Here is a 5,732-nt window from a genome sequence, read left to right on the forward strand (position 1 = left end):
GGGCTTCACGCTTCGGGCTTCGCGTCCGACTCGTACTTCTTGCGCTTGCGCCACAGCGTGGACGCGTCGATGCCGAGCAGCCGGGCCGCCTCCTCCAGCGTGGGCGTGGAGGCCATGACGCGCAGGATGTGTTCGCGCTGCACGTCCTCCAGCGTGTGCGGCCCGCCCAGGCTCACGCCGGGCCCCACCGCGGAGGCGATGCGCTCCGGGAACGCCTGCGGCTCCACGACGCCCGAGGGCCCCACGATGAGCGCGCGCTCCAGGGCGTTGCGCAGCTCGCGCACGTTGCCCGGCCAGGGGTAGGCGCGCAGCATCGCCTCCGTGGCGGGCGACAGCTCCGGGGCCGGGCGCTGGGCGGCCCTCGCGAAGAAGGCGACGAAGCGCCGGGCCAGGGGCAGCAGGTCCTCCGGCCGCTCGCGCAGGGCGGGGAGCTTCACCTCGAGGACGTTCAACCGGTACATCAGGTCCTCGCGGAAGCGGCCCTCCGCCACGTCCTTCTCCAGGTCGCGGTTCGTGGCGGCCACCACGCGCACGTCCGCCTTGCGCGTGCGGCCCTCGCCCAGCCGCTCGAACTGCTTCTCCTGGAGGAAGCGCAGCAGCTGCGCCTGGAGCGACGGGCTCATCTCCGCCACCTCATCCAGGAAGAGCGTCCCGCCCTCCGCCTGCTCCACACGCCCGGGCTGATCCTTCACCGCGCCCGTGAAGGCCCCGCGCGCGTGGCCGAACAGCTCGCTCGCCAGGAGCTGTTCGGACAGGGTGGGGCAGTTGATGGTGACGAAGGGCCGCTTGCGCCGGGCGCTCATCGAATGCAGCGCACGGGCGAGTACGCCCTTGCCCGTGCCGCTCTCCCCGCGCAGCAGCACCGCCGCGTCGGACGTGGCCGCGCGGGTGATGAAGCCGATGACCGCGTGCATCACCGGAGACGCCGTCTCCAGCGTGGCCTCCGGCACGGCCTGCGCGAGCTGCCCTTCCAGGTCCCCCAGGTGCGAGGTCAGCTCGCGCTGCGCCTTCGCGCGGTCCAGCACATGGCGGATCTGCGCGGGGGTGAAGGGCTTGGGCAGGTAGTCGCGCGCGCCGCGCTTCACGGCCTCCACGGCGGTGTCGAACGTCGCGTAGGCGGTGATGAGGATGACGTCCAGCGCGGGCGACTCCGCGAGCAGGCGCGGCAGCAGCTCCAGCCCGGAGGCGTTGCCCAGGCGCAGGTCCACGAACGCCAGGTCCGCCGGGCCCTGGGCGAGCGCGGCGAGCGCGGCCTCCGGCGTGGCGGCCTCGCGCACCTCACACCCCAGGCCTTCCAGGCACACCCTCAGGGTGTGGCGGATGTTGCGCTCGTCGTCCACCACGAGCACCCGCATGGGGCGCTCCACGGCCTCGGGCCCGGCACGGACTTCCATGGGGCAAGTCTAAGAGCACGCCGGGTGCCGGGCTCGTTCGTCGGGTGCCGGCGCGCAAAAGGCCCGGGGACGTCCTGCATCGTGCAAGGTCCTGCCCGGATGACGCTTGCAGGGTGCAACCCCGCGCCAGCTGGTGTCTGCTGCGGAACGGCCGTGCGGCTGGCACGTGCCGTGGATGGAATGGAGCCCATGCGCAACGACGGGATGCCACCGGGTGAAGGGGGCGAGGACAACATCTTCGCGAAGGAGCTGGCGCCAGCACCGGACCGCTGGATGCGCCGGGGCACCTGGATTGGCGTCGTCCTGCTGCTGCTGGTGGGCGTCTTCTTCTGGTTGCAAGGCGGGGAGAACCGCGCGCTGAACGCCATGGCGCCCTCGCAGCGACAGGCCCTGTTCCAGGAGACGCACGACGAGTTCCAGGAGCTGTGCCTGTTGCTCGACGGAGGCACCACGCGCTTTCCCAAGCGGTGCGCGCAGCACGCGGACTTCCTCGTCCGCTTCCCCGAGTGCGACGACGTCTGCAAGCGCGAGGCGCAGCCCTTCCTCCATCCCCCCACGCGCTGAACCCCCCGCGCGTCTGATCGCACCGCGCGTCTGATCGCACCGCCATGTGCGCCAGCCCCCTACGTCAGACGTGGGGCGTCCTGCTCGGCAGGTCCCACCTGACAGGGCAGGGTGTCCTACACGACCCTGCGGGGCAAGGCAGACCCGTTTACGAGATATTTCAAGGGGCGCGGGCTTGAGTCAGGGGGAGAGGTGTTGTCTATCCTACGGCTCTCGGCGGAGCCTCGACCTCCGGGGGGGCCCGTGCGGGCCGCGGAAGGATGAGCGACAATGACATGGCGCAGCAGGCCCTGCGGGGCTCCACGACCGCGCTTCATCGGGATGACTGACGTGGGGTTGCGAGGGGGTTGGCGATGGCGTTGAGGCTCAAGCAGAAGATGATGGTGCTGCCGGGTGTGGCCGCGGTGTTCCTGGTGGCCATCGTGGCGGTGACGGTGGTGCTGGGCTCCCGCACGCGGGACGTGTCGGAGCGCATCGGCTCCAGCCTGGCCCCGTCGGTGAGCCTGGCGCAGACGGCGCGCGCGGGCTTCGCGGCGCTGCACCAGGACGTGGGCGACGCGGTGGCGTTGCACGCGGTGCAGCAGCAGACGCTGGAGGCGCAGGTCACGGAGCTCACCTCGGGGCTCAAGGCCCTGCGCGTCCTCCCGGACGTGGACCGGTCCTCGGTGGAGGCGCTGGAGGCGGCCTTCACGGCCTACTGGAAGGAGGCGTCGCGCGTGGTGACGCTGGCGGCCCGGAACGACGCGGCCGCGGAAGGCGCGCTGTCGAAGCTGGCGGCGGCGCACAAGACGGTGCGCGACGGGCTGGAGGCGGTGACGGCGCAGCAGGAAGCGGCGCAGCGCGAGGCCTTCATGGAGGTGTCGTCGCTGCACGGCACCACGCTGACGTGGGTGTTGCTGCTGTCGGTGGCGTGCATGGCGGCGCTCGCGGCGCTGATGGTGTGGCTGCTGCGGGAAGTGACGCTGCCCCTGGCACGGCTGACGGAGACGGCGACGCGCATCGCGCGGGACGGAGACCTGACGCAGCTCATCGACACGAGCTCCCAGGACGAGGTGGGGGAGCTGGCGCGCAGCATCCAGACGCTGCAGCTGCGGCTGCGCTCGGTGCCGGGCACGCTGCACTCGGTGGTGACGGAGCTGACGGCGGCGGCGTCACGGCTGAACGCGGCGAGCCACGAGCAGCTCAACTTCCTCACCAACCAGTCGCGCAGCCTCACGGAGGCCAGCTCCACCATCGCGGAGATCGCCCAGACGTCGGGCATGGCGGCCAGCCGCGCGGAGATGGTGCTGAAGGTCGCGGCGCAGGCGGACGCGTACAGCGCGTCGGGGCAGGTGTCCATCGAGCGGAGCGCGGAAGGGCTGCAGCAGATCCGTCAGCGGGTGGGCGCGCTCGTGGGCAGCATCGGGCACCTGTCCGAGCAGGCCGTGCACGCCGGTGAGATCATCGGCAGCGTGAAGGACCTGGCGGACCAGTCCAACGTGCTGGCGCTCAACGCGGCCATCGAGGCGGCGCGGGCCGGGGAAGAGGGCCGGGGCTTCGCCGTCGTGGCCAAGGAGATGCGGGCGCTCAGCGGTCAGTCGCTGCAGAGCACGCAGCGCATCGGGAAGATCCTCCTGGAGATCAACCAGGCGATCCGCCAGACGGTGGGCATCGCGGAGGGCGACAGCCAGAAGATGGAGGAGGGCATCGAACAGGTGCTCGCCTCGGCGTCGACGCTCAAGGACATCACCCAGGTGGTGCAGGAGAGCAGCCAGGCGGCACGGCAGATCGTCGCCTCGGTGACCCAGCAGAACGCGGGCATCACGCAGATGACGGAAGTGGTGACGCAGCTGTCGGAGATGATGAGCGACGTGGTGATGGCCACCAGCAACGCCGAAGAGGCGGTGGGGCAGATCAACACCTCGCTGGGCAAGCTCCAGGAGCTGTCCACCTCGTTCCGCGTCTAGCGCGGCGAAGCGAAGGCGCCCCAGCCGCGCCCGCGGGCCGTCCCGGATGCACCGGGGCGGCCCGTTCGCTTGGGAGCCTGGGGCCCTACTCGCCCTGCATCAGGCCCGTGATGCGGCCATCCGGGTGGACGGTGACGCGCCTCGCGGCGGGCTCGCGGGGCAGGCCCGGCATGGTGAGCAGCTCTCCGGTGAGCGCCACCAGGAAGCCCGCGCCCGCGGACAGGCGCACCTCGCGCACCGTCAGCGTGAAGCCCCGGGGACGGCCCGTCTTCGTGGGGTCGTCCGACAGCGACAGGTGCGTCTTCGCCATGCACACCGGCAGCCCCGCGCCGCCCAGCGCGCGCGCCGTCTCCAGGTCCTTGCGCGCCCCCGGCGTGAAGGCCACGTCGTCCGCGCCGTACACCGTGCGCGCGATGGCGCGGATCTTCTCCTCCGGCGTCTGGTCCAGCTCGTAGAGGAAGCGCGGCTTGGGGGGCGCCGCGTCCGTCGCGTCCAGCATCGCCAGCACCGTGTCCGCCAGCTCCAGCGAGCCCTCGCCGCCCTTCGTGAAGCCGTCGCACACCGCGATGCCCACGCCCCGCGCCTTCGCGAACGCGCGCAGCTCGTCCAGCTCCGACTGCGTGTCCTGCGGGAAGCGGTTCACGCACAGCACCGCCGGCAGGCCGAACGCGGCCACCGACTCCAGGTGCTTCTCCAGGTGGTCGAAGCCGCGCAGCAGCGCTTCGCGGTCCGGCTCCGCCACCTGCGCGGCCGCCGCTCCGCCGTGGTGCTTGAGCGCGCGCAGCGTCACCACCAGCATCACGCCCCGGGGCCACACGCCCGCGCCGCGGCACTTGATGTCCAGGAACTTCTCCGCGCCCAGGTCGAAGCCGAAGCCGGCCTCCGTCACGACCTCGTCCGCGTACGCCAGCGCCAGGCGCGTGCCCATCACGGAGGAGCAGCCGTGCGCGATGTTGCCGAAGGGCCCCGCGTGCACGATGGCCGGACCGCCCTCGCGCGTCTGGGCGAGGTTGGGCATCAGCGCGTCCTTGAGCAGCGCCACCATGGACGCCGCCGCGTTCACGTCGTTCGCGCGCACGGGCGAGCCGTCCGGCGCCTGCCCCACGACGATGCGCCCCAGCCGCGCCTCCAGGTCCTGGAGGCCCTCCGACAGGGCGAGGATGGCCATCACCTCGCTGGCGGCGGTGATGTCGAAGGACGTCTCGCGCGGCACGCCGTGCGCCCTGCCGCCCAGCCCCACGATGACGTTGCGTAGGAACCGGTCGTTCATGTCCATGGCGCGCCGCCAGCGCACCTTCGTGCCCTCCAGCACCACCGGGTGGCCGTAGTACACGGCGTTGTCCACCAGCGCGGACAGCAGGTTGTGGGCGCTGGTGATGGCGTGCAGGTCGCCGGTGAAGTGCAGGTTGATGTCCGCCGCGGGCTCCAGGCTGGCCGCGCCGCCGCCGGTGCCGCCGCCCTTCACCCCGAAGACGGGCCCCAGGGACGGCTCGCGCAGGGCCGCCACCGCCTTGCGGCCCCGCTGGCGCAGGCCCATGGCGAGCGCCACCGACATGGTCGTCTTGCCCTCGCCCGGGGGCGTGGGGTTGATGGCGGACACCAGCACCATGCGACCCTGGCGCGAGCGGCGGCCCAGGGCGTCCAGGGACACCTTGGCGCGGTCGCGGCCCCAGGGGAGGACGTCTTCCGGCGCGAGGCCCAGCTCGGCGCCGACTTCGGCAATGGGACGGAGCGTCATGGCGCGCGACTCTCCGTGTCCCGCCGGGCGAGGTCAACGCTCGTGACGGGCAGGGCAGGCAGGCACGCGGGCCCGGATGGTTCCCCGGGG

4 protein-coding genes are annotated in these 5,732 nt (G+C 72.3%); 2 read left to right on the forward strand and 2 right to left on the reverse strand.

The window, feature by feature from the left end; all coding sequences use genetic code 11:
• Positions 1-5: 5 nt before the first annotated feature.
• A complete protein-coding gene (locus D7V93_RS36440) occupies positions 6-1,355 on the reverse strand; it encodes a sigma-54-dependent transcriptional regulator (protein WP_120647738.1) in 1,350 nt (449 codons plus the stop codon).
• A 228-nt stretch (positions 1,356-1,583) separates the two neighbouring features.
• Between D7V93_RS36440 and D7V93_RS36445 the strand changes: the two genes are divergently transcribed.
• Both D7V93_RS36445 and D7V93_RS36450 read left to right on the forward strand, forming a co-directional pair.
• On the forward strand, positions 1,584-1,958 hold the full coding sequence (locus tag D7V93_RS36445) for a hypothetical protein (RefSeq protein ID WP_244237720.1): 375 nt from the start codon (positions 1,584-1,586) through the stop codon (positions 1,956-1,958).
• A 353-nt stretch (positions 1,959-2,311) separates the two neighbouring features.
• Positions 2,312-3,904, forward strand: a complete 1,593-nt coding sequence (locus tag D7V93_RS36450) for a methyl-accepting chemotaxis protein (RefSeq protein WP_120647740.1) — start codon at positions 2,312-2,314, stop codon at positions 3,902-3,904.
• Positions 3,905-3,989: 85 nt separating this feature from the next.
• On the opposite strand, the gene D7V93_RS36455 is transcribed toward D7V93_RS36450, so the two are convergent.
• Positions 3,990-5,642 carry a formate--tetrahydrofolate ligase gene (locus D7V93_RS36455; protein WP_120647741.1) on the reverse strand — a complete coding sequence of 551 codons (1,653 nt, stop codon included), beginning with the start codon at positions 5,640-5,642 and terminating at the stop codon, positions 3,990-3,992.
• Positions 5,643-5,732: the final 90 nt, after the last annotated feature.

The sequence above is a fragment of the Corallococcus llansteffanensis genome (assembly GCF_003612055.1).
GTDB lineage: Bacteria > Myxococcota > Myxococcia > Myxococcales > Myxococcaceae > Corallococcus > Corallococcus llansteffanensis.

What these genes read in the sequence shown, in the direction of transcription:
- D7V93_RS36440 (WP_120647738.1), bottom strand. Translation starts at nt 1,355, where the DNA reads ATGCGGGTGCTCGTGGTGGACGACGAGCGCAACATCCGCCACACCCTG.
- D7V93_RS36445 (WP_244237720.1), top strand. Translation starts at nt 1,584, where the DNA reads ATGCGCAACGACGGGATGCCACCGGGTGAAGGGGGCGAGGACAACATC.
- D7V93_RS36450 (WP_120647740.1), top strand. Translation starts at nt 2,312, where the DNA reads ATGGCGTTGAGGCTCAAGCAGAAGATGATGGTGCTGCCGGGTGTGGCC.
- D7V93_RS36455 (WP_120647741.1), bottom strand. Translation starts at nt 5,642, where the DNA reads ATGACGCTCCGTCCCATTGCCGAAGTCGGCGCCGAGCTGGGCCTCGCG.